General features: G+C 70.7%; 19 protein-coding genes. 12 read left to right on the plus strand and 7 right to left on the minus strand.

Features of this window, described 5'->3' with window-relative positions; genetic code table 11:
• Positions 1 to 9: 9 nt before the first annotated feature.
• Entirely contained in the window at positions 10 to 813 is an 804-nt protein-coding gene (locus G472_RS0115045; protein WP_035692498.1) for an N-acyl homoserine lactonase family protein, read from the minus strand.
• A 230-nt stretch (positions 814 to 1043) separates the two neighbouring features.
• Here G472_RS0115045 and G472_RS0115050 point away from each other — a divergent pair, with 230 nt between their 5' ends.
• From G472_RS0115050 to tcuB, 8 genes are all read left to right on the plus strand, one after another.
• Positions 1044 to 2258 carry an ABC transporter substrate-binding protein gene (locus tag G472_RS0115050; protein WP_029009063.1) on the plus strand — a complete coding sequence of 405 codons (1215 nt, stop codon included), beginning with the start codon at positions 1044 to 1046 and terminating at the stop codon, positions 2256 to 2258.
• 8 nt (positions 2259 to 2266) lie between these two features.
• Positions 2267 to 3160, plus strand: coding sequence for an NAD(P)-dependent oxidoreductase (locus tag G472_RS0115055; protein WP_029009064.1), 894 nt, complete (start codon positions 2267 to 2269; stop codon positions 3158 to 3160).
• A 114-nt stretch (positions 3161 to 3274) separates the two neighbouring features.
• Positions 3275 to 4036 (plus strand): ABC transporter ATP-binding protein, encoded by a 762-nt coding sequence (locus G472_RS0115060; RefSeq protein ID WP_029009065.1) that lies wholly within the window; start codon positions 3275 to 3277, stop codon positions 4034 to 4036.
• Positions 4029 to 4751: an ABC transporter ATP-binding protein gene (locus G472_RS0115065; protein ID WP_029009066.1), complete on the plus strand. Its 723-nt coding sequence runs from the start codon at positions 4029 to 4031 to the stop codon at positions 4749 to 4751. Before G472_RS0115060 ends, G472_RS0115065 begins: the two co-directional genes overlap by 8 nt.
• Before the next feature lie 29 nt (positions 4752 to 4780).
• Complete coding sequence (locus G472_RS0115070; protein ID WP_029009067.1) at positions 4781 to 5668, plus strand: branched-chain amino acid ABC transporter permease; 888 nt, start codon at positions 4781 to 4783, stop codon at positions 5666 to 5668.
• A gap of 3 nt (positions 5669 to 5671) precedes the next feature.
• Entirely contained in the window at positions 5672 to 6649 is a 978-nt protein-coding gene (locus G472_RS0115075) for a branched-chain amino acid ABC transporter permease (protein WP_029009068.1), read from the plus strand.
• 35 nt (positions 6650 to 6684) lie between these two features.
• Positions 6685 to 8091, plus strand: coding sequence for an FAD-dependent tricarballylate dehydrogenase TcuA (gene tcuA / locus G472_RS0115080; protein ID WP_029009069.1), 1407 nt, complete (start codon positions 6685 to 6687; stop codon positions 8089 to 8091).
• Positions 8078 to 9175, plus strand: a complete 1098-nt coding sequence (gene tcuB / locus G472_RS0115085; protein ID WP_029009070.1) for a tricarballylate utilization 4Fe-4S protein TcuB — start codon at positions 8078 to 8080, stop codon at positions 9173 to 9175. The genes tcuA and tcuB overlap by 14 nt, the downstream gene beginning before the upstream one ends.
• 475 nt (positions 9176 to 9650) lie before the next feature.
• On the opposite strand, the gene G472_RS33375 is transcribed toward tcuB, so the two are convergent.
• The 6 genes from G472_RS33375 to G472_RS0115115 all read right to left on the minus strand — a co-directional run bounded on the left by G472_RS33375 (position 9651) and on the right by G472_RS0115115 (position 17821).
• On the minus strand, positions 9651 to 12182 hold the full coding sequence (locus G472_RS33375; RefSeq protein WP_035692501.1) for an ABC transporter permease: 2532 nt from the start codon (positions 12180 to 12182) through the stop codon (positions 9651 to 9653).
• 64 nt (positions 12183 to 12246) lie between these two features.
• Positions 12247 to 13920 (minus strand): carbon-nitrogen hydrolase family protein, encoded by a 1674-nt coding sequence (locus tag G472_RS0115095; RefSeq protein WP_029009071.1) that lies wholly within the window; start codon positions 13918 to 13920, stop codon positions 12247 to 12249.
• A gap of 38 nt (positions 13921 to 13958) precedes the next feature.
• Positions 13959 to 14819, minus strand: a complete 861-nt coding sequence (locus G472_RS33380; RefSeq protein ID WP_084536661.1) for an ABC transporter ATP-binding protein — start codon at positions 14817 to 14819, stop codon at positions 13959 to 13961.
• Between the two features lie 22 nt (positions 14820 to 14841).
• Positions 14842 to 15828, minus strand: a complete 987-nt coding sequence (locus G472_RS0115105) for an ABC transporter substrate-binding protein (protein WP_029009072.1) — start codon at positions 15826 to 15828, stop codon at positions 14842 to 14844.
• A 57-nt stretch (positions 15829 to 15885) separates the two neighbouring features.
• Entirely contained in the window at positions 15886 to 16674 is a 789-nt protein-coding gene (locus tag G472_RS0115110; protein WP_035692502.1) for an ABC transporter permease, read from the minus strand.
• 217 nt (positions 16675 to 16891) lie between these two features.
• Positions 16892 to 17821: a LysR family transcriptional regulator gene (locus G472_RS0115115; RefSeq protein WP_035692504.1), complete on the minus strand. Its 930-nt coding sequence runs from the start codon at positions 17819 to 17821 to the stop codon at positions 16892 to 16894.
• A 227-nt stretch (positions 17822 to 18048) separates the two neighbouring features.
• Here G472_RS0115115 and G472_RS0115120 point away from each other — a divergent pair, with 227 nt between their 5' ends.
• From G472_RS0115120 to G472_RS37230, 4 genes are all read left to right on the plus strand, one after another.
• A complete protein-coding gene (locus tag G472_RS0115120) occupies positions 18049 to 18258 on the plus strand; it encodes a hypothetical protein (RefSeq protein WP_029009075.1) in 210 nt (69 codons plus the stop codon).
• Positions 18259 to 18401: 143 nt separating this feature from the next.
• Complete coding sequence (locus G472_RS38100; RefSeq protein ID WP_084536662.1) at positions 18402 to 18797, plus strand: response regulator; 396 nt, start codon at positions 18402 to 18404, stop codon at positions 18795 to 18797.
• A 100-nt stretch (positions 18798 to 18897) separates the two neighbouring features.
• On the plus strand, positions 18898 to 20289 hold the full coding sequence (locus G472_RS33385) for a hypothetical protein (RefSeq protein ID WP_051340850.1): 1392 nt from the start codon (positions 18898 to 18900) through the stop codon (positions 20287 to 20289).
• A gap of 33 nt (positions 20290 to 20322) precedes the next feature.
• Positions 20323 to 22644: an ATP-binding protein gene (locus G472_RS37230; protein ID WP_051340851.1), complete on the plus strand. Its 2322-nt coding sequence runs from the start codon at positions 20323 to 20325 to the stop codon at positions 22642 to 22644.
• Positions 22645 to 22721: the final 77 nt, after the last annotated feature.

Genomic DNA, 22721 nt, shown 5'->3' on the forward strand with positions numbered 1-22721 from the left:
CCCGCCGCGTCACCGGGCGGCGGGGGCGAGGTGAAGGCAGGCGATGTCGTCGGGTGCCGCGGGATGGCGGGGGTAACGGGCCAGCACGAGCGGGTCGTGGCCGGGGACGACGTGCGCCGGAGTCGGCGCCATCTCCTTCAGCCGGCGGTGGCCCTCCAGCATCGCGGCGACGTCGTGGACCAGCGGAAAGGGATTGCCGTCGAGGTTGGCGTAGTAGTGCGCCGCGTCGGAGGCCAGCACGACCCAGCCGCGCGCGGTGTGGACGCGCACGGACTGGAGACCGGCGGTGTGGCCGCCGATGCGATGGAGCGTGATGCCGGGAGCCAGTTCGGCGTCGCCGTCGTGGAAGCGCACGCGGCCGGCGTAGACGTGACGCACCATCTGCACCACGTCCTCCACCTCGAAGGTGTGGCGCAGCACGCCGTGGCACATGCAGCGCCCGGTGGCGAACGCCATCTCGGCGTCCTGGATGTGGAAGGTGGCGGCCGGGAACCGGTCGAGGTTGCCGGCGTGGTCGTAGTGCAGGTGGGTGATGATGACGTCCGGCACCACCGCCGCGTCGATTCCGAGTGCCTCCAGCATGGCCACGGGATGGCGGATCATCCGGCGCGCGCGCCGTTCCGCCACCAAATCGCCGAATCCGGTGTCGACCACCACCGTCCGCCCGTCGCCGACGATCGCCCACAGGAAGAAGTCCAGCGGCATCGGCCCGTCGTGGCCATCCACCGCCGCACGGTTCAGGAAATTGTCGGCGACGCGCCGGTCCATCACACCGTAGCGCAGCGCGTACACCTCATACTCCGGCAACCCCATCGGTCCCCTCCCGTCGTTTCCCCCGCGTTCCGTCCGGACCTGTGCGCGAGGCGGCTTGTCAGCGCCCGTGAAAGAGCGTACAACCAACCTATAAAGAGAACACATGTTCTGTCAAACAGAACATTCTCAAGGTGGGCAGCGGCGGGGCGCTTCGCCCCGAACGCTCTCCGCACCCCGCCGCGCCGCGCCGCGGCGGGTCCGCAGACAACCCGACGACAGGGGAGGATCAGGTGAAATCGAAAACCCTCGTGTGCTCGGCCGTCCTTTCGGCTGCACTGGCCCACGGCGCGCCGGCGCAGGCCGCCGACGCCATCCGCATCGGCGTGCTCAACGACCAGTCCGGCGTGTTCGCCGACAACGGCGGCATGGGTTCGGTGATCGCCGCCAGGCTGGCGGTCGAGGATTTCGGCAAGACGACGGTGCTGGGACAACCCATCGAGGTCATCTCGGCCGACCACCAGAACAAGGCGGACATCGCCTCGGCCACCGCCCGGCGCTGGATCGACACCGAGGGTGTCGACCTGATCGCCGACGGTGCCGCCTCGTCGGCCGGTCTGGCGATCCAGGAGGTGGTGCGCGACCGCGGCCAGATCTTCGTGGTGTCGGGCCCCGCCTCGTCGGACTTCACCGGCAAGTTCTGCGCACCCAACAGCTTCCACTTCAACTACGACACCTACGCCCTGGCCAAGATCACCGGCAAGGCGGTGACCGAGGCGTCGGGCAAGGACTGGTACTTCATCGGTGCCGACTACGCCTTCGGGCACGCCCTGGCGCGCGACACCACCGCCTTCATCGAGGAAGCCGGCGGGCGTGTCGTCGGCTCGGTGTTCCACCCCCTGGGGACCAACGACTTCTCCTCCTACCTGCTTCAGGCGCAGGCGTCGGGGGCGAAGATCGTCGGGCTGGCGACCTCGGGCGCCGACGCCCAGACGGCGATCAAGCAATCGGCCGAATTCGGCATCGTCGAGAGCGGCCAGACGCTCGCCGGCCTTCTCATCTTCATCACCGACGTCCACGCCCTGGGGCTGGACGCGGCGCAGGGGCTGCAGATCGCCTCGTCCTTCTATTGGGACCACAGTGACACGACGCGGGCCTGGGCAAAGCGCTTCATGGCGGCCAGCGGCGGCAAGCCGCCGAGCATGGTGCAGGCCGGCGTCTACAGCGGCGTCCTGCACTATCTGCGTGCCCTCGAAGCGGCCGGCACCGACAACCCCAAGGCGGTCGCCGCCAAAATGCACGAGATGCCGGTGAACGACATGTACAACAAGGACATCCCGATTCGCGCCGACGGCCGCGTGCTCAACGATATGCACCTCTACCAGGTCAAGGCCCCGGCGCAGTCCAGGTACCCCTTCGACTATTACACCCTGATCTCGACGACGCCGGGCGAACAGGCGTTCCGCCCGCTGGCACAGAGCGCATGCCCGCTGGTGACGAAGCCGTGAGCGCGGATATGGACCCGACTGCGCAAAGCCCTATCGGTTTCATCGGCCTGGGCGTGATGGGGGAGGCGATGTGCCGCAACCTCGCACGCAAGAGCGGACGAACGGTGATCGGTTTCGACCGCTCGCCGGCTCCGCTGGAGCGTCTCGATGCCCACGGGGTGCGGACGGCCGGCGGTCCGGATGAAGTGGCGGAGCGTTGCGCCGTCGTCTTCCTGTGCCTGCCCAGCGGCGTCCACGTGGACGCCGTGTGCCGCGGGCCGGACGGCCTGCTGGCGTGCATGCGGCCGGGCGCGACGGTGGTCGATTTCGGCACCTCCCCGGTCGGGTTGACGCGGGAGCTGGCGGCGGCGTTCGCGGCGAAAGGTGTGCGCTACGCCGACGCGCCGATCGCCCGCACGCGGCAGGCCGCCGAGACGGGGACGCTCAGCATCACCGTCGGCGCCGACGCGGAGACCTTCGAGGCGGTTCGCCCGCTGCTGGCGTGCTGCGGCAGCGACATCACCCATTGCGGGCCCGTCGGCAACGGGCAGATCGTCAAGATCCTCAACAACATGGTGCTGATCGAAACGGTCGTCGCCCTGTCCGAGGCGCTGGCGGTCGCCCGGCGCAGCGGCCTCGACGGCGCCGTGCTGTTCGAGGCGCTGTCCAAGGGCTCGGCCGACAGTTTCGCCCTGCGCAACCACGGCATGAAGGCGGTCCTTCCGGGGACGTTCCCGGAGCAGGCGTTCTCCACGGCGTACGCGCTCAAGGACCTCGGCTACGCCCTGAACCTCGCCGACGAGGCCGGGCTCCCGCTTGACGGGGCACGGCTTGCCGAACGGCTGCTGGAGCGGGCGGCCGAGCAGGGCTACCGCGACCTCTACTGGCCGGTGGTCAGCCGCGTCATCGGCACCGCCGGCTGACGGCGCAACCACCAGCAATCCCTCCGGAACGGTGCCGCGCGGTCTCCCCTGCGGGGCGCCTGCGGAACGCCCGCGCGCGCCGCAACCGGGGCACGACGGACAAGGAAGCCAGACATGGACAGCGACACGGTCCTGGAAGCACGCGGACTTTCCAGGGAGTTCAAAGGCTTCGTCGCGGTGAAGGCGGTCGACCTGCGGGTCCGCCGCGGCACCATCCACGCCCTCATCGGCCCCAACGGTGCCGGGAAGAGCACCGTCTTCAACCTGCTCACCGGGTTCCTGGCCCCCACCCGGGGACGCATCCTCTACAAGGGCCGCGACATCACCCGTGCCAAGCCCGCCGACGTGGCCCGCATGGGCCTGGTGCGCTCGTTCCAGATCTCCGCGGTGTTCCCGCACCTCAGCGTGCTGGAGAACGTGCGGGTGGCGTTGCAGCGCCCGCTCGGCACCTCCTTCCACTTCTGGAAGCCGCAGGCCGGCCTGCACGCCCTGCACGACCGGGCACACGCGTTGCTGGAGGCGGTCAACCTCGCCGACCGGGCCGCCCGACCGGCGGGGGAGCTGCCTTACGGCCGCAAGCGCGCGCTGGAGATCGCCACCACCCTGGCGCTCGACCCCGAGGTCCTCCTGCTGGACGAACCGCTGGCCGGCATGGGGCACGAGGACATCGAGCGCACCGCCGCCCTCATCCGGCGCGTCGCCGCGCACCGTACGGTGCTGATGGTGGAGCACAACCTGTCCGTCGTCGCCGACCTGTCCGACACGATCACCGTCCTGCGGCGCGGCGAGGTGCTGGCAGAGGGGCCCTACGCCACGGTGTCGCGCGACCCGCAGGTCGTGGAGGCCTATCTCGGCACGGAGGCCGTCCATGCCTGACCGTGCCGACACCGCCGCGACGATGCTGGAGGTGCGGGACCTCCACGCCTTCTACGGGGAGAGCCACATCCTGCACGGCGTGTCGCTGGAGGTGCGCCGTGGCGAGGTGGTGACCCTGCTGGGCCGCAACGGGGCGGGCAAGACCACCACCCTGCGCGCCATCATGGGCATGGTGGGACGCCGCACCGGCTCCATCCGCTTCGCCGGGACGGAACTGGTCGGCATGGCGCCGCACCGCGTCCCGCGGCTGGGCATCGGCTATGTGCCGGAGGAGCGCGGCATCTTCGCCTCGTTGAGCACGGCGGAGAACCTGATGCTGCCGCCGGTCGTGCGCGAGGGCGGGATGAGCGTGGAGCAGATCCACACCCTGTTCCCGAATCTGCGCGAGCGCGGCGCCACGCAGGGCACGCGGCTGTCGGGCGGCGAGCAGCAGATGCTGGCGATCGCCCGCATCCTGCGCACGGGTGCCGAGCTGATCCTGCTGGACGAACCGACCGAGGGTCTCGCCCCGGTCATCATCGACCAGATCGGCGTCGCCGTGCGGCGGCTCAAGGACCGCGGCTTCACCATCGTCCTGGTGGAACAGAACTTCCGCTTCGCCGCGACCATCGCCGACCGCCACTACGTGATGGAGGAAGGGCACGTGGTCGACATGATTCCCAACGACCGGCTCGACGCGAGCATGGACCGGCTGCACGCCCGTCTCGGCGTGTGACGCGGGTCCGGAGCAGGAGACTTCCCGACGTGCTCGACCTTCTCGGCGTACCGCCGCAGGCGCTGTTCGGCCAGCTGCTGCTGGGCCTGATCAACGGCTCCTTCTACGCGCTGCTCAGCCTCGGGCTGGCGGTCATCTTCGGCATGCTCAACGTCATCAACATGGCGCACGGGGCCCTCTACATGGTCGGCGCCTTCGTCGCCTGGCTGCTGCTGACGAAATTCGGGCTCGGCTACTGGTGGGCGCTGGGGTTGGCGCCGCTGGCGGTCGGCGCCCTCGGCCTGGTGCTGGAGCGGGGCTTGCTGCGCCACCTCTACAGCGTCGACCATCTCTATGGTCTGCTGCTGACCTTCGGGCTGGCGCTGATGATCGAAGGCGGCTTCCGCCACGTCTACGGCGTTTCCGGGCAGGCCTATCCGATCCCGGACCTGCTGCGCGGCGGCACCAACCTGGGCTTCATGGTCCTGCCGTCCTACCGCGGCTGGGTGGTCGTCTTCGCACTCGCCGTCTGTTTCGGCACCTGGTTCGCCATCGAGCGCACCCGGCTCGGTTCGCGCTTGCGCGCGGCGACGGAGAACCCGGCGCTGGTCCAGGCCTTCGGCATCGACGTGCCGCGCATGGTGTCGCTGACCTACGGCTTCGGCGTGGCGCTGGCCGGTCTGGCCGGCGTGCTGGCGGCGCCGATCTATCAGGTGAGTCCGATGATGGGGACGAACCTGATCATCGTCGTCTTCGCCGTGGTGGTGATCGGCGGCATGGGATCGATCCTGGGCGCCATCCTCACCGGCATCGGGCTCGGCCTGCTGGAAGGCCTCACCAAGGTCTTCTACCCCGAAGCCTCCAACATCGTCGTCTTCGTCATCATGGCGGTCGTGCTGCTGCTCAAGCCCGCCGGCCTGTTCGGACGGGAGCGCTGACCCATGACCACCGACACCCGCACCGACCCGGCGCAGCCCGGCCTCCTCCCGGACGGGCGGACCCGCACGCTGCTTCTGGCCGCGGCCGGCTTCGCCGTCGCGGTGGCCGCACCCCACGTGCTGTACCCCGTGTTCGTCATGAAGGTGCTGTGCTTCGCGCTGTTCGCCTGTGCGTTCAACCTGCTGCTGGGCTTCGCCGGCCTGCTGTCCTTCGGCCACGCCGCATTCTTCGGCGGGGCGGCCTACGTCAGCGCCCACGCCGCCAAGGTCTGGGGCTTCCCGCCGGAGCTGGCGATCCTCGCCGGCACCGCGTCGGCCGCCATGACCGGCCTGCTGTTCGGCTGGCTCGCCATCCGCCGCCAGGGCATCTACTTCGCCATGATCACCCTGGCGCTCAGCCAGATGGTGTTCTTCCTGGCGCTCCAGCTCCCCTTCACCGGCGGCGAGGACGGCATCCAGGCCGTGCCGCGCGGCGTCCTCTTCGGCCTGGTCGACCTGAACGATCCGCTGGCGATGTATTGGACCGTGCTGGGGGTGTGCCTGTTCGGTTTTGCGGTGATCCGGCGCGCCGTCCATTCGCCGTTCGGGCAGGTGCTCAAGGCGATCCGCGAGAACGAGCCGCGGGCGATCTCGCTGGGTTACCGCACCGAACGCTACAAGCTGCTGGCCTTCGTGCTGTCGGCGGCGCTGGCCGGGATGGCCGGGGCCACCAAGGCGCTGGTCTTCCAGCTCGCCAGCCTGACCGACGTGACGTGGCAGATGTCCGGCGAGGCGGTTCTGATGACGCTGCTCGGCGGCGTCGGCACGCTGGCGGGGCCGGTGGTCGGCGCCGCCCTGGTGGTGACGTTGCAGAACCACCTCGCCGACAGCGGGGTGCCGGTGACCGTGGTCACCGGCTTCATCTTCGTCGTCTGCGTCCTGCTGTTCCGCCGCGGAATCGTCGGCGAGATCGAACACCGCCTGCGGCGCCGCGCGCCGTGACCGCTCCAACCACCCCGGGGGAAACGACCGAGACCATGTCCGCCGTGCCCGAATTCGCCCGCCGCTACGACACGCTGGTCGTCGGCGGCGGCAACGCCGCCCTGTGCGCGGCCATCAGCGCGCGCCGCGCCGGCGCCTCGGTGCTGGTGCTGGAAGGCGCGCCGCGCTTCTACCGCGGCGGCAACACCCGCCACACCCGCAACATGCGCTGCGTCCACGACAGCGCGACCGCGTTCCTCACCGGCCCCTATTCGGAAGAGGAATTTTGGGACGACCTGCTGCACGTCACCGGCGGGCGCACCGACGAGGAGCTCGCCCGCCTGATGATCCGCCGGTCGCGCGACATGCTGGGCTGGATCGCCGAGCAGGGGGTGCGGTTCCAGCCGTCGCTCGGCGGCACCCTCAGCCTGGGGCGCACCAACGCCTTCTTCCTCGGCGGCGGGCGGGCCATGCTCAACGCGCTGTACCGCACGGCCGAGGACCTGGGCGTCGTCATCGCTTATGAGTCCGAGGTGATCGGCCTGGACATCGCCGACGGACGGTTCGAGAGCGCCCTGGTGCACCGGGACGGCGTCCGCCACACGGTGCGGGCGGCGACCCTGGTGGCCGCCGCCGGCGGCTTCGAGGCGAACCTGGAGTGGCTGAAGGAGCATTGGGGCGAGCCTGCCGACAATTTCCTGATCCGCGGCACACCCTACAACCGCGGGACCGTGCTGCGCATGTTGCTGGACTGCGGAGTGGAGGCGGTCGGCGACCCCACCCAGTGCCATGCGGTGGCCATCGACGCGCGCGCGCCGAAGTTCGACGGCGGCATCATCACCCGGCTCGACTGCGTGGTGTTCGGTATCGTCGTGAACCGCGACGCCCGGCGCTTCCACGACGAGGGCGAGGATTTCTGGCCCAAGCGCTACGCAATCTGGGGCCGGCTGGTGGCCGCCCAGCCGGACCAGATCGCCTACATCCTGTTCGACGCGAAATCGCGGGACCTGTTCATGCCGTCGCTCTACCCGCCGGTCGAAGCGGCCACGCCGGGCGAACTGGCGGAGCGGCTGGGCCTCGACCCCGCGGCGCTGGAGCGCACGGTGGCGGAGTTCAACGCCGCGGTGCGCCCCGGTACCTTCGACCACACGGTGCTGGACGACTGCCGCACCGAAGGGCTGTCGCCCCCCAAGAGCCACTGGGCGCGCCGGCTGGACACGCCGCCCTTCTACGCCTACCCCGTGCGGCCCGGCATCACCTTCACCTATCTCGGCACCCGCGTCGACGGCGACGCCCGCATGCGCATGGCCGACGGAAAACCGGCCGCCAACATGTTCGCCGCCGGCGAGATCATGGCCGGCAACGTGCTGGGCCGGGGCTATGCCGCCGGCATCGGCATGACGATCGGAAGCGTCTTCGGACGCATCGCCGGGCAGGAGGCGGCGAGCCATGCACGCAACTGACGCTCTCAACGAGGCGGATCGGCTGATGACGGTGTGCAACTCCTGCCGCTACTGCGAGGGGCTGTGCGCCGTTTTCCCGGCGATGGAGCTGCGCCGCACCTTCACCGCGGGTGACCTCAATTACCTCGCGAACCTTTGCCATTCCTGCGGCGCCTGCTTCGACGATTGCCAGTTCGCGCCACCCCACGCCTTCGCCGTCAACGTACCGCAGACCCTGGCGAGCGTGCGCGCGGAGTCCTACCGGGCCTATGCCTGGCCGCGGGCCCTGGCCGGGGCGTTCGACCGCAACGGCCTGGTGATCGCGGTGGTGGCGGCGCTGAGCGTGGCGGCCTTCATCCTGGGTTTTGCCGCGCTCAACGACCCGGCGGTGCTGCTGGGCGCCCATTCCGGTCCCGGCGCCTTCTACCGGCTGATGCCGCACAACGCCATGGCCGCGCTGTTCGGCGCCGCCTTCCTCTACGCCATCGTCGCCATGGCCATGGGGCTGCGCGCGTTCCTGCGCGATGCCGGCACGCCCGGCCGGGCGGCTCCGACCGGTGTATCGCTGTGGCAGGCCGTGCGCGACGCCGGGCGGCTGCGTTACCTCGACGGCGGCGGCGTCGGCTGCGTCAATGCGGACGAGCGGCCGACCGATCGCCGCCGCCTGTTCCATCACCTGACCTTCTATGGCTTCCTGCTCTGCTTCGCCGCAACGTCGGTGGCGACCCTCTACCATTACCTGCTGGGCCGCGTGGCACCCTATCCCTGGTATGATGTGCCCGTGCTGCTGGGAAGTGCCGGCGGACTCGGCCTGATGGTCGGGACGGCCGGCCTGCTGGCGGCCAAATGGCGACGACGGCCGGAATTGCGCGACGACGCACGCTTCGGCATGGACGCCGCCTTCCTGGCCATGCTGTTCCTCACGGCGGCCACCGGCATGGCGCTGCTGGTCCTGCGGGCGACGCCGGCCATGGGCGTGCTGCTGGCGCTGCACCTGGGCGTCGTCTTCGCCTTGTTCATCACCATGCCCTACGGCAAGTTCGTGCACGGCCTTTACCGGTTTGCCGCGCTCGTCCGCTACGCCGGAGAGTTGGGAAGGATCTGAGAGCTTGTTCGTAGCAGGGGCGTCCCGACTCGCGGCGGTCGGGATGCTATTTTAAGGAGAACAGGGGGTTTAAGGAGAACAGGGGGGTGAACCACGCCGGGTTCGTCGGAGGTGGTTCGGATTGAGACCCCCACAGCATCTTTGATGCAAATGGCGCTTCCATATCTGGCCGGCCTATGATCCCTCGCCGCCGTCGGGTTCCAGCATTCCTTCTTCGCGGCCGCGATCGAGCAACGCCTTGACGCTCGACGGCGCCCGGGTCCGGGCTCCCGTCGCCGTGAGAACGCCCCGGCGCTCGAGCTGCCGGCCGATGCGGGCGAGCGTCGGCTGCTCGCCGTCCGCGGCGTTGTGGATTGTGGATCGGCGTCCACGTCCCGGCCGGGAGCCAATGCCGCCAAGCTCTTGGCTTTGCGAAGAAAACCATCATCCGGAGTGGCCCGCCATCCTCATTCGCGTTGACACGTACCGGGCCGCATCAGTCGAAGCCGCCGCGCAGGGCATGTCGCACGCTGCCCCGGCCCAACGCCGCCGCCACTCCGGCCCCCACCGCCGCCATGGCGGCCACCGTGGCGGCCGCGGCGGCGGCGGGGACGCCGGGGCCGGGCAGGGGGCTGCCGGGGCCGCTCACCGCAACGGCCACGGCGGCCCCGCCCAGCCAGCCCAGGGGGGCCGCCACCAGGGCCACGGCGGCGCCCAGCAGGGTGAACTCCAGCACCAGCGTGGCGGCCAGGCGGCGCCGGCCGATCCCCAGGACGTGCAGCACCGCCGCCTCGTGCCGCCGCCGCCGCAGCCCGGCGGCGACGGTGCCCAGCAGCACGACCGCCGCCGCCCCCAGCGCCGCCGCGGCCACCCCGTCCAGGGTGGCGCGCAACCGCTCCACCGCCCCGCCCAGGGTCTCCAGCACCTCGGCCGCGCGCACGGCGGGGGCGTCGGGTGCCAGGGCGGCCATGGCCGCTTCCACCGCGGGCACCGCGGCCGGATCGGACCACACCGCCGCGATCAGCGTGTGCGGCGGCGGCACGGGCGGCGGCGACAGCAGGACGGGAAAGTCCAGGTCCAGGCGCGACCAGTCGAGGGACCGCAGGTTGGCGACGGTCGCCGTCACCGGCCCCCGGGCCAGGGCCAGCGTCAGGGTGTCGCCCACCGCCAGCCCCAGCCGCCGGGCGACGCCGACGTCGACGGAGGCCAGCGGCGGCCCGGCGTAGCCCGCCGGCCACCAGGCGCCGGCGGTCAGCGCGGTGTCCGACGGCGGGCGGTCGCGCCAGCTCACCCCGCGGTCGCCGCGCACCGCCCAGGCGACGGAGCGCGGCACGTCCGCCTCGCCCACCGGCACGCCGTTCAGGCGGCTGATGCGGGCGTGCAGGAAGGGGGCGGTCTCCACCCGCGTCACGCCGGGAAGGCCGGCCAGCCCGGCGCGCACCGGCTCCGCCGCCGCCTGCGGCAGGTTGAGGAAGGCGACGGCGGGCATGGTCGCGGGCAGCGTCGCGTCGACGTGCCGCCGCGCCGCCCCGGCGGTGACGCCCACCGCCACCAGCAGGGTGAGGCCGATCCCCAGCGCCATGGCGACGGGCACGGTGGGCGCCCCCGGCCGGCCCAGGTTGGCCACCGCCGGGCGCAGCAGCGGCCCGCCGCGCCGGGCCAGCCGCCGCGCCGCCGCGGCGACGGCGCGGCCGAGCAGGGCGAAGGCGCCGGCGACGGCGGCGGCGACCAGCAGGAAGCCGGCCGTCGCCACGGGCATGCCGGTCCAGGCGGCGACCAGCAGGGCGAGCGCCAGGCCGAGGACCGCGACGGCCGCCGGCACCCGCCGGCCGGGGCGGGCCGGCGGCGGTTCCGCCGGGTTGCGCCACACCGCGGCCGGCCGGGCGGCGACGGCGCGGGCCAGCGGCGGCAGGGCGCACAGCAGGGTCGCCAGCAGGCCCGCCAGCGCCGCCAGCACCAGGGCGTCCGGCCGCACCGCCGCCGCGGCGCCGGGCATCCAGTCCGCCGGCAGGGCCCGCGCCGCCGCCGCCGCCAGCAGGGCGCCGCCCGCCGCGCCCGCCAGGACCGCCGCACCGGCCGCCGCCAGCGTCTGGCCGAGGAAGGCGGCGAAAAGCTGGCGCGGAGCGCCGCCCAGCGCCTTCAGGGTGGCGATGGCGGGCAGCCGCCGGGCCAGATGCGCCGTCACCGCGCCGGCGACCCCGACGCCGCCGATCAGCAGCACCGCCAGGGCGGCCAGCAGCACCAGGGCGCGGACGAGCTGCACCGTCCGCTCCACGCCGGGGATGCCCCGGGAGGCGTCGACGATCCGCCAGCCGGCGTCGGGGAAGCGCCGCTCCAGGTCGCGCACCACGGCGGCTCCGGCTTCGGCCCCGGCGGGCAGGGCGACGCGATAGTACCAATAGACCGCCGCCCCCGGCCCGGCGAGGCCGGTGGCGTCCAGGGCGTCGCGGGCGATGATGACCCGCGGCCCCAGGGTGAAGGCGCGGAAGGCGCGGTCGGGCTCCTGCACGATCACCGCCCGCACCGCCACCTCCAGGCCGCCCAGCCGCAGCCGGTCGCCGGGGGCGAGGGCGAGGGCGTCGAGCAGGGCGGGGTCGACCGCCGCCCCCCACACCCCGTCCCGCCGGGCCAGCGCGTCGTGCAGGGATGGCGCGCCCGCCACCACGGCGGTTCCGGCCAGGGGGTAGGCGGCGTCCACCGCCTTCAGCTCCACCAGCGTGCGGGCACCGCCGTCGGGGCGGGTGGCGACGGGGCGCAGCTCCGCCGTCTCGCTGACCGTGCCCGCCGCGTCCAGCGCCGCCCGCTGATCGGGGGTGACGGGGGCGTGGAACAGGCGCAGCGACAGGTCGCCGCCCGCACTCTCCCGCGCCGCGGCGTGCATGCCCGCCAGCACGCCGCCGCCCAGCGAGCCCACCGCCGCCATCACGGCGGTGCCCAGCGCCACCCCGAGGACGAGAATCCACAGGCTCGCGGCACCGCCGCGCAGGTCCCGCCATGCCAACCGGATCGCCGTGCCCACCCACATCATGCCCGCACTATCGCGGGCCGCGGCCGCCGCGGCAAGCCGCTGCGACCGTCGTACCCTCTTCCTCCTACGCCGCGACGATGGCGGCGTAGGTGTCCACCAGGCGGTTGGCGAACATGTCCACGCCGGGGATCATCTGCTTCTGCCGGCAGACCGCCAGGTCCAGGTGGCGCGGCATCACCGCGCCGTTGCGCAGGTCCCGCGGCGCCACCGCGTTGATGTCCCACAGGGGAAAGCCGGTGGGCGGGACGACCAGGCTGCCGCCGGGATGGGGGCAGTCGGTCCGGTTGGCCAGCACGACGGCCACCCGGTTGTCCTCCGCCCGGGGGATGGCGATCAGCTCGCGCTCGAACGGTTCGCGCAGGCTGGCCGGCCAGAGGATCACGTCGGCGCCGGCGATGGCCAGGCAGCGTGAGGTTTCCGGGAACAGGGCGTCGTAGCCGGCCATCACGCCGATCCGCCCGAAGGGCGTGTCGAACACCGGGTACTCGTCGCCGGCCACCGCCCAGTCCCGCTCCTCCGCCGTCAGGTGCGTTTTGCGGTAGACGCCGATCTCCCGTCCCCCCGGTCCGATCAGGATCGTGGTGGGGGCAAGGCCGGCGGCCGTGCGCTCCACCGTCGGCAGGGCGATCAGGCAGTCGTACGCGGCGGCGATCTCCGCCGCCCGCCCCGTCAGGTCGGCCCGCCGGTCGGCCAGCGCCGCCGCCTGCGCCCCGTCGGGCAGCCAGGACGGGGAAAGGGCGTATTCCGGCAGCGTGATGACCTTCACCCCCAGCTTGGCGGCGTGCCCGACCATGTCGAACACGGCGTCCGCACCGATGTCGCCGGCGGCGTGCATCTGGACCGCCGCCACCTTGGCGGTGGCGCGCGCCGGGATCAGCGGCGTCTCGGCCAGGGCCGCCACGGGTGTACGCGCGTACGGCACCGTCATCAGGCTGTACGTCTCCGGCCGGCGGTCGGCGATCCGGTCGTTGCGGGCGTAGATCCGCTTCTCCCCGGCCAGGCCGGGGTCCACGTCGGCGATGGCCAGGCCGTGGGTGTCATAGGGCACCTTGGACAGCACGCGCCCGCCGGGGTCCACGATCATGCTGCCGCCGGGGTAGTAGATGGAACGCTCGTGCCCGGCCTTGGTGGCGGCGACCAGCCAGACGCCGTTCTCGTAGCAGCGCGCCGGACCCCACAGGTCGGCCTGGTCCATGGTGAAGAAATTGGCCATGTCGACGATCACCTCGGCGCCCTGCAGCGCCATCGACCGGAAGATCTCGGGGATGCGCCCGTCGAAGCAGATCAGCAGGCCGATGCGACCGAGGTCGGTGTCGACCACGGGGCAGCCCAGCTCGCCGAAGGCGAACCAGTTCCGGTCGTGGGTGGCGAGGAACTGCTTGTGGTAATGGCAGGCCAGCGCGCCGCTGCGGTCGAACAGCACGCCGCTGTTGAACAGCTTGCGGCGCACCGGGTCCCATTCGGTGATGCCGCTGGCGATGTGGACGCCGTGGCGGCGGCTGAGCGCCGCCAGGGCCGAGACGAAGGGGCCGTCGGGGACGGTCTCGGCCAGGGCGCGGCAGTGCTCGGGGGAATCGAACAGGTACCCGGTGTCCATGCACTCGGGGAAGACGATCAGCTCCGCGCCCTGGCGGACGGCCTCCTCGACGTAGGCGGTGGCGAGCGCGATGTTGTGGTCGTAGTCGCCGAGCTTGGCCAGGGTCTGCACGGCGGCGGCGCGGAAGCGGCGCGTGGTCATGGGGGCTCCGTTGATGATGCGGGAAGGCGGGTGCGGGCTCAGCGGCCCTTCACCTCGTTCCAGAAGACGTCCAGGCAGTGGCGCTTCAGGTCGACGAAGCGCGGGTGCGTGGTGATCCGGGCGGTGCGCGGCCAGGGCAGGTCGATGTCGACCATCTCCGCCACGCGGGTCGGCCGCCGGGTGAGGAGCAGAACGGAATCGGCGAGCTGCACCGCCTCCTCCAGGTCGTGGGAGACCAGAAGCGTCGTGGTGCCCGTCTTCATGTAGATCTTCTGGATCTGCTCGCGCATGAACAGCGTCATCTCGTAGTCCAGCGCGGAGAACGGCTCGTCGAGGAACAGCACCTCGGGGTCGGTGACCAGCGCCCGCAGGATCGACACGGTCTGCTGCTGGCCTCCGGACAGGGTGTAGGGATAGGCGTTGATGTCGATGCGCACGTCGAACTCGGCCAGCAGGCGGGCGACGCGCTCCTCGCGCCGGCGCCGCGGCATGCCCAGGACCTTGAGGGGATAGTGGATGTTGTCGATGGCGCGCAGCCAGGGGAACAGCGCCTCCCGGTAGTTCTGGAAGACGTAGGAGATGCGTGTCTCCCCGATGGTCCGGCCGTCGTAGAGCACGCTGCCGGCGTCCATCGCCATGAGGCCGGAGATCATGTTGATCAGCGTGCTCTTGCCGCAGCCGTTGGGGCCGAACACCGAGATGAAGCGGCCCTGCGGCAGGTCGAGGTCGAGGCCGTCGTAGACCACCGCGTCACCGAACGTCTTCCTCAGCCCGCGGATGGCGATGGACCCCCGCCGTCGGCCGGCGGCGGCGGGCGGCGGGGCGGCGGCGGCGTCCGCCGTGGCGGCGGTGCCGCTGGCGGGTGCGCCGGTGACGAGGCGGGCGATGGAGCGTTTCATGGCGTGCGCCTCCGCGTCGGGGTCAGCCGGGGAAATCGGTCGGCTTCAGGATCTTGCTGCGGACGTCCATGGGCTCCGCCAGCACCTTCTCCTTGACGAAGATGTCGACGAACGCCTGGTAGGAGGTCATGTCCGTCTCGTCCAGGGCGTGGAACGGCCGAAGGTAGGGCTTGGCCAGCAGGTCGAGCTGGGTCTCCTGGATCGGCGTGTACCGGGGGATGATCGCCTTGTAGGTGTCGAAGTCGGCGTTGACCAGGTCGGTGGCGGCGTCGATCACCTCCACCACCCGGCGGGCCACGTCCGGGCGTTCGCGGATGAAGCGGGTGGTCAGCAGCGAGGCGCCGGAATAGAAGGGATCGGCGATCACCGCGGCAACCGGGTTGGTCATCGCCCGCTTCGCCTTGCCCGAAGCCGCGGCGACGGACCCCACCGGCTCCAGCGACAGGGTGGCGTCGACGCTGCCGCCGGCCACCGCCGGCACCTGCATGGCGACCGCCAGGTCGGTCAGCGTCACGTCGGTGTCCGGGTCCAGCCCGGCGGCGCGCACCATGTGGCGGGAGATGGTGCGCCACTGGATGCCGGGGACGTGCCCCAGCGTCTTGCCCTTCAGGTCGGCGAAGCTCGCGATGGGACTGTCGGGGCGGACGATGAGGGCGTCGTTGATCAGGTTGACGGCGATGCCGCCGCCTTGCAGGCCGAACACCTTGAAGGTGCCGGGGAATTTGGATTCCGCCAGCATCGCGATGCCGGCGGCGGCACCGGGCGGGCCGAAATCGGCGCGGCCGGCCACCAGCGCGTCGATGATGTGGTTGGGCGACTGCATCTTCTGGCTGTCGATCTCGATGCAGGCCTTTTCGAACAGCCCTTCCTCCAGGGCCACGTAGTAGGCGGTGGTCTGCATGATCGGCAGCCAGGCGGCCACCACCTTGTCCCTGGTTTCACAGGCCGTGGCGGCGGCGGAGCCGAGCACGAGCGCGACGGCCGCCGCGGTGGCGAGGGTCGTTTTCATGGTGCATGTTTCCTTGTCCGGCGGGCGCCGGGGCGCCCCTGTCGTTGCGATCCGGGGTCAGCGCCCCGACCAATGGACGAACGTCCGCTCGACGAGCAGAAGCAGGAGGTTGAGCCCGTACCCCATGGCGCCGGCCACGAGGATCGAGCCGTACATGTCCGTGAGCTGGTAGGCGATCTGGGCGTCGATGATGCGGTGGCCCATGCCGTCCACGGCGCCGATGAACATCTCGGCGACGATGATGACGACCAGCGCGATCGACACCCCGTTGCGCAGGCCCACGAAGGTCTGCGGCAGCGTTTCGAAGAACACCACGTCGCGGAAGATCCGCAGCCGCGACGCGCCCATGGAGCGGGCGGCGAGGATGCGCGTCCGGCGGGCGTTCATCACGCCGTAGGCGACGTTGAAGATGACCACCAGGGCGGCGGCGAACCCCGCCACCGCGATCTTCGACCCGTCCCCCAGCCCGAACAGCAGCAGGAACAGCGGGAACATGGCCGTGGCCGGCGTGGAGCGGAAGAAGTCGACGACGAATTCCAGCGACCGGTAGAGCCAGTCGTTGGCCCCCAGCACGATGCCGAGCGGCACCCCGGCCACCACCGCGATCGCCACCGCGTAGCCGACGCGCACCAGCGTGCGCAGGAAGTCGTGGGCCATGTCGCCGTGCACGATGTTGTGCGCCGTGTCGGCCAGCGTTGCGAAGGGTGACGGCAGCAGGTCGGGGTTCACCAGATCGCCGGCGTAGGCGATCCACCACACCAGGATCAGCACGATGGGGCCGGCGATCAGCTCCAGCGCCCGGCGGGTGCGCCGATGGTTCAGGAAGGAGCGCAGGGAAGGTGGCATCGTCCTCTCCTCCTTTGGGGTCGGGCGGCTCCGGCCGCCGCACCGCACGGCCATTGAAGCGGGTCGGATCGCCCGGCGAAATGCCCAGTTCTGCAAAGGGATGTGCAGAAATGCACGCTGGCGGCGGCAGCGCGGCGTTCACTTGGGAAAAACGCCTGCGTAGAAAGCAGGCGCTCCGGCAGTCTGCCCGATGCGTGTGCAGAAATCGGTGGTGCGGCTATTCGGCGGCGCGGTGCAGCGGCGGCATGAGAAAGGTCCGGTCGCCGGCGATGCGCCGGTCGAGGTAGCCCAGCAGCAGCTTGATGCGCGCGACGTGCAGCAGGTCCTCGTGCACCGAGATCCAGATGTCGCGGGTGGTGAACAGCTCCGGCAGGACCGGGACGAGGTCGGGGTGATGGGCGGCGACGAAGGACGGCAGCATGGCGATGCCGCGCCCCTCGGCGGCGCAGACGCACTGGGCCATCAGGCTGGTGCTGCGGAAGGGGACGGTGCGGGGCCGGACGATGTCCGACAGCCAGCGGTTCTCGTTGACCAGGACCAGCTCGTCGATGAAATCCACGAAGACGTGCTCGTCCAGGTCGCCCACCGTGCGCGGACGGGGACGGGCGTCGAAGTAGCGGCGTCCGGCGAACAGCGACACCTTGAACTCCCCGGCCTTGCGCACCGACAGGCGCCGCCCCGTCGGCTTGTAGAAGCTGACGAAGATGTCCGCCTCGCGCCGGCTGAGGTCGAGCAGGCGCGTGTCGGTGATCAGCTCGATCTGGATGGCGGGATAGAGCGCGCTGAAGGCGCCGACGCACCGGGTCAGGTAGAGGCTGCCGATGCCCTCCATGCTGGCGATGCGCACCGCCCCGCCGGGGCCGCCGTCGTCCAGGCCGATGGCCTCGCTGATGGATTCCGCATGGCTTTCCATGCCCTCGGCGTGGCGCAGCAGGCGCAGGCCCGTCTCGGTCAGGCGGAACCCCGCCTTGCTGCGCGTGAACAGGGCGGTGTTGAGGCTGCGTTCCAGCTCGCGGATGCGACGGCTGACCGTGGTGTGATCGACGCGCAGCTTGGCCGCCGCCCGCACCAGGCTGCGCTGGCGGGCGACCTCCAGGAAATAGACGATGTCATGCCAGTTGTAGCGCGGCTGCTGTACGGAGGACATGGACCCGCTCCCCTCGGCCGGATGGACCGGCGCGGTCCAAGCAGGTTTCGCGCCACACCGCCCCGCCGCCCTGCGTGGCGCCGCGTCCGCAAGAGAGTGCCGACGGCGCTCCGTCACTCCCGTGGTGGCGATCCGTGCCTTTTCTTGGTAGCTCCTCGAAACGATACGTGCCTCCGGGCATTCGGGGTGCGTAAACTGCGAGCGGCAGCATGCCGGAGGAGGGCGGGATGATCGACCTGGAGGAGTTGACGGCGCGGACGCAGGCCCTGAGCCAGAGGTTCCGGACCGCCGACGACCGCCACCGGGCGGCGGTCGCCGGCGCCCGCCGGGTGCGAGAGCAGGCGCGCCTGACCTGCGACCGCATTCGTCATGACCGACAGGCGCTGCTGGCGCCCATCGGCGATCCGCCGCCGGAAGACCAGACGTTAGGTATATGACCAGTGTCGCCCAAGAATGCCGGATGGCAGGCCTCCGGCCGGTGCTGCGCGTCCGCGAAATTCTCTTAACGATTCTGTAAGAAAGTTGAGAGCACTCTGTATAGCGAACAATGAAAACGTTGGAATCGCGCGCGGAGGAAGCGATGGCCGTAGTGCTTGTCGTGGACGATGAAGAACTTGTCCGCACGGTTCTGCGGCAATTTCTTGAGAAATGTAAATTCTCTGTTCTGGAAGCCAGAGACGGCGAAGAAGCTCTGGCGCTAATCAAGTCTCAACGTGTCGATATCGTGATTTGCGATCTGATCATGCCGCGCTTGGACGGAATTGCTACCATAATGAGCATTCGTCGTGTGGCGCCGGCGATGAAGATCATAGCGATATCCGGCGGAGGACGGAGTCAGGCCCTGGAATTGTTGAAGGTTGCCGGACACATGGGTGCCGATCATGTTCTCGGCAAACCGTTCACCAAAGATCAGATCCTGGGGCTGGTCGCGCGATGCCTGACGGAGTCCGTCGGCAAGGACGCCGTTGCCACCTGAGCCGGTTCGTCCGGGCGGGGTGATACGCCGGCGGAGTCCGGAATAACCCCGTTCGACGGCCGCTGAACGACCCCTGTCCAAGTTTTCAGAGGGACGGCCCATGCGCGTCTTCCCCTTCGGCGACGCCCTGCGCAACTGGTTGGGAACCGACGATCCGCCGGCGAAGCGGACGCCGGCAGCCCCGGCCGGTACCGAACCACGCGATGATGGCGAGCGGGAGCGCCTGCGCACCCTTCAGCGGCGGCTCCGGGAACTTCTGGCGCAGCCACAGCTTCTCGCCACGGGGCGGGTCCACATGATCAACCTGGACCGCGTGCGCGAGCGGCTGGGAGCGGCCTGGCCCGAACAGCGCGATCGCATCCTGGATACGGCGGACCGGGTGATCGACCGGCACCTCGGGAGCCGTGACGTGCGCTTCCGGGCCGGCGAGGGGGAGTACATCGTCGTCTTCGCCAGCCTGGACCGGGAGGCCGCGAAGCTGGTGTGTGCGAAGATCGCCGAGGAACTCCACCGCCTGTTCCTCGGCAACCCCGACCTGCGGGACGTTCGCATCGCCACGGCGGTGGCCACCGTCGATGGAACGTTGCTGTACGACCGGGCGTCGGTGGCCGATCTCCTGGTCGAGGCCGGTCGGGCGGCAACGGCCCCGGACGCCGGGGAGGCCGGTGCCGGCACGGAAGGCGCGCCCGATGCGGCCGCCGACGAGGCGGCGGCGTTGCAGCGGCTGCGTCTGGCGGGGCAGGAGTTCGAGCGCATCGACAGCATGTTCCGCCCCGTCTGGGACGTGGAGCGCCAGGTCATCTCGACCTACATGTGCACGCCGGTCCGACACTTTCCCGATCGTTCCATGCTCGAGGGGAGTGCGGTGCTGGAGGGGATCACGCAGCCGCAGCGGCTGGCGCGGATCAATGCGGATGCCCTCGTCTTCACGGCGGAGACGCTGGACGAGCTGTTCCGCAACAAGTTCCGCCTGATGGTGTCCGTCCCCGTCTGTTTCGAGACGCTTGCGGCGCGGCGCACGCGCCAGGACTACATCGGCCTGTGCCAGTCGATCCCCGATTACCTGCGCCGTTTCATCACCTTCGAATTGCTGCGCTTTCCCGCCGGGGTGCCGAACGGACGCCTGACGGATCTGGTGAACGAGTTGCGGCCGTTCTGCCGGTGGACATTCCTGCGGGTCGATCTGAAGCAGACCAGCTTCTCCAACCTGATCGGGTCGGGTCTGACCGGCGTCACGGCGGCGGTGCCGGCCGACCGCGCCGCCGAGGCGCGGGCGATGGAGGAGCTGAACGGCTTCGTCGCCGCCGCGGAGCGGGCGCACCTGCACACCTGCGTGGTCGGGATCAACACCACCAGCCTCGCCCTGGCGGCCCGCGGCGCCGGGATCACGTTCATCGCCGGCGACCGCATCGGCGGCCTTGAGGAGATTCCGCAGCACATGCTGCGGTTCGATTGGCAGGACCTGTTCCGTCGCGGCCGGCGGCGGACCTGACGACGGCAATGACCATGGTGGCGGAGGGCGCCCATGTCACGGACGGTCGACACGCACGGCACCTTGGTTCGCACGCTGACGCTGACGTCCGGTGACCTCGCGCCGCGGCGCGCCGCCCGCCGGCTGGCGGAACTGACGGACGGCGCCGGGGCGCCGCGTGTGGTGCTCGGCTTCGTTTCGCCCCATCTCGATGCCGACACCGTCGTCCGGACGGTCGGTGCCGGGCTGCCCGACGGCACCGTGCTGGTGCTTCTGTCGACCGCCGGCGAACTGTGTCCGTGCGAAACGGGCGGCGTCTACCTGCCGGCCCGGGGAGTGTGGGATTCCCTCGTCCTCCTGGCCTTCAGCCGGGCGCTGTTTCAGGATGCCAGCGTGCACGCCGTGCCTCTGCACAGCGAGGACATCCGGTCGGGCGACATCCGGTTGGACCATGATGAACGCATCGCCGCCATCGCCGGCGGCCTTGCCGGCATCCGTCCGCCGTTCACGCTGGATTGCCACGACACGGTCGCGCTCACCTTCATCGACGGGCTGGCGGCCAGCGAGAACCACTTCATGGAGGCCGTCTACGCCACCGCCGGCTTTCCGGTCCTGTTCGTCGGCGGATCGGCGGGAGGTGCGCCGCACTGCACGGACACCTGGATCTTCGATGGCACCAGCGTGCTGCACAACCATGCCGTCGTGCTGTTCGCCAAGCTGGCGGCCGGAATCCGGTACGATGTCCTGAAGTCGCAGAATTTCCGCAAGACGGAGACCGTGTTCACCATCTTCGACGCCGATCCGGTCCGGCGGACGGTGAGCACGGTCATCGACCCCGACACGCTGGAGGTCTCGACCTTCGTCGATGCCCTGTGCAAGGCTCTGGGGTGCGGTGCCGACGGATTGCAGGCGATGCTGACACGCCGCACCTTTGCCATCGATCTGAACGGCGAACTGCTCGTGCGGTCGGTCGCCCGCCTGGATGCCGACGCAGGCCGCGCCGTCTTCTACTGCGACGTCAATCCCGGTGACGAGCTGTTCCTGGTCGAGGCCACGGACTTCGTGGCGCAGACCGCGTCCGACGTGGCGGCCTTCCTGGCCGACAAGCCCGCGCCGGTTGCCGGCATCCTGAACGACTGCGTGCTGCGGCGGCTGAACAACCTCGCGAGCCTCGGCGCCATGACGATGTTCGACGGCTTGCCGGTCGCCGGGTTCTCGACATTCGGGGAGCTGCTGGGCATCAACATGAACCAGACCCTCTCGGCCATCTTCTTCTTTGCGGTCGACGATCGATCGTCCTTCCCGGACGATTATGCCAGCCGTTTTCCGGTGCACTACGCCCGCTATCAGGCCTATTTCGATCGGACGCGGCAGAACCGGCTGAGAATGCTGGACCGGCTGCGGGGGCACCTGGTCCGGTCGCTGCTCGACCGCGGCGACGCCTCTGCGGTCCTGTATCAGCGGTTCGAGCAGATCACCGCCTGTGCGGAGCGCGTGGCACCGGACGGCGACGGCCGGCTCTCCCGGTCCACCGCGGACCTGGTCGGTGCGGTGCGCCTTGCCCGCAGCGAACGCAACGCGGTCGCCGCCGCCCTGTCCCACCGCGAGGAGGAACTGCGCCTGGTGGAGGCCAGGCTTGAACTGGAGGCGCGCCTGCGCCGGGCCCGCAAGCTGGAGGCCCTCAGTTGCCTGGCCGGCGGCATGGCCCACGAGATCAACAACATGCTGCTGCCCATCATCGGTCTGACCGAACTGGCCCTGGAGGAGGTGCCCCGCGGCGGCTCCGTCCATCGCAACCTGACCCGCGTCATCGAGGCGGCGCAGCGTGCGCACGCCGTCACGGCGCAGGTCCTCACCTTCGGCAGCGACGACCGCATCCGCACCCGCCCGCTCCCCCTGGCGGCGGTCGTCCGCAACGCCGACCGGATCATCGACCTGCTCGTCCCGCGCGGCGTCACCATCCGCTGGTGCATCGAGGCCGAGGACGCCGTGGTGCGGACCGACGAGACGCAGGTGGTCCAGGTGCTTATCAACCTGGTCCGCAACGCCGCCGACGCCATGGAGGGCACCGGCGGGACGATCACCATCGCGCTGGAGAAGGCCGGCGTCGATTCCGACGACGGGAGCCCGCCGGTCGGCCGGTGTGCCGTGCTCAGCGTAAGCGACACCGGACGCGGCATCGATCCGGCGATCCTGGAGCGCGTGTTCGATCCGTTCTTCACGACCAAGGAGGTCGGCCGCGGCACGGGGCTGGGGCTTGCCGCCGTGCACGGGATGGTGACCGACTGGGGCGGCCGCATCGCCATCGACTCCTGCGTCGGCGCCGGCACCACCGTGCGCATCATCCTTCCGCTCTGCCCCGACGGGGCCGTCTAGCGGGCGCGATCTTTGCCCCCCGGTCCTGTTGATGGCCGGCGATCCCGCGACGGGATCCGATGACGGAAGGAGACACC

It is taken from the genome of Azospirillum halopraeferens DSM 3675, assembly GCF_000429625.1.
Classification (GTDB): Bacteria; Pseudomonadota; Alphaproteobacteria; order Azospirillales; family Azospirillaceae; genus Azospirillum; species Azospirillum halopraeferens.